This window comes from Streptomyces sp. NPDC031274, assembly GCF_055570235.1.
The window spans coordinates 1-1378 of sequence record NZ_JBVIHP010000242.1; the positions used below are offsets into that span (position 1 = coordinate 1).

2 protein-coding genes are annotated in these 1378 nt (G+C 70.0%); both read right to left on the reverse strand.

Going from position 1 to position 1378, the window contains the following annotated elements:
• On the reverse strand, nucleotides 1-456 hold a 456-nt coding region (locus ACZ5CR_RS45330), incomplete at its 3' end, for an ABC-2 family transporter protein (RefSeq protein WP_468869568.1).
• Between the two features lie 49 nt (nucleotides 457-505).
• Nucleotides 506-1327: an ABC transporter permease gene (locus ACZ5CR_RS45335; RefSeq protein WP_468869565.1), complete on the reverse strand. Its 822-nt coding sequence runs from the start codon at nucleotides 1325-1327 to the stop codon at nucleotides 506-508.
• Nucleotides 1328-1378 lie beyond the last annotated feature (51 nt).

Genomic DNA, 1378 nt, shown 5'->3' on the forward strand with positions numbered 1-1378 from the left:
CGCCACCCACACGGCCGCGAAGATCCCCGATCCGCAGAGCAGCATCAGCGGGATCATCAGGACCTTCAGCGGGGTCCAGTCGATGTCCAGGACCACCAGCGCGTACGTGAGGACGAGCGCCCCCTGGACGACGCGCCCGATCCGGTGCAGCCCGAACCGGTCGGCGGCGACCTGCGCGATCACCGGGACGGGCCGCACCAGGAGCGTGTCGAGCGTGCCGTCGCGCACCCGGTTCCCCAGCCGGTCCATGGACCCCATGGCGAGGTCCGTGAGCCCGAACGCGGTGCCCGACGCTCCGTACAGGAAGGCGATCTCGGCCAGCGAGTAGCCGCCGAGCCGGTCCACCTGGGAGAACATCAGCAGGATCGCCGCGAAGTCGAACGCGGTCACCGCCAGGTTGCCGAGCGCGGTCATCGCGAAGGACAGGCGGTAGGCCATGAGGGAGCGGATCCACATGCCGGAGATCAGCCGGTAGGCGCGCAGCCCCTCCCGTGCCTGTGCCAGGTCAGCCACCCTGGACCACCACCCGTCGCGTGGCGACCGCCTGCAGCAGCCGCCCGGCCGTGAGGAGCGCCGCCGCCCAGCCGATCTGGAAAGCGTACGTCCGGAGCAGGTCGACGCCGGTGTGCTTGCCGAGGAACACGTCGACGGGCACCTGGAGCAGCGCGGACCAGGGCAGTGCGCGGGCGAACTCGCCGAGCGCGCCGGGGAAGACGTTCAGCGGGAGCAGCATCCCCGAGAAGAAGACGCCCGCGAGCATCGCCATCTGGGTCACGCCCGCGCCGTCCATCAGCCAGAACGCACAGAGCGCCACCAGGAAGCGGAGCGCGAAGCTGACCACCACGCCGAGGAACACGGCAAGCAGGAAGGCCAGCCAGCGCAGCGGCTCGGCGGGCAGCGCCAGGTCGAAGACGAGGGAGCCGGCCACCATCGGCACGACACCGCGCCCGAGCAGCTGGAACAGGGCCCGGCCCAGGTCGGTCGCCAGCCACCAGGCCTGCAGGTCGGCGGGCCTGTACAGGTCGATCGCGATGTCCCCGGTGCGGATCCGCTCGATCAGCTCGCCCTCGAAACCACCGCCCATCAACGACATCACCGTGAGCAGCCCCTGCCCCAGCCATACGAACGTCAGTGCCTGTGCCTGGTCGTAGCCGCCGAGCCCCGGCCGCTCGTCCCAGAGCGCGATGTACGTGTACGCCAGGATCAGCCCGAAGACGGTGTTGGTGAACACGCCCGCCAGGGTGGCGATCCGATAGGTGGCGTACCGCCTGAAGCCCGCTCTGACGACGGCCGCGTACAAGCGGAACCGTCCTGTACGCACACGCATCCCCTTTAACGAGAGCCTTGACGGAATCCTTGCCCGGTCCGGGCCAAAGGG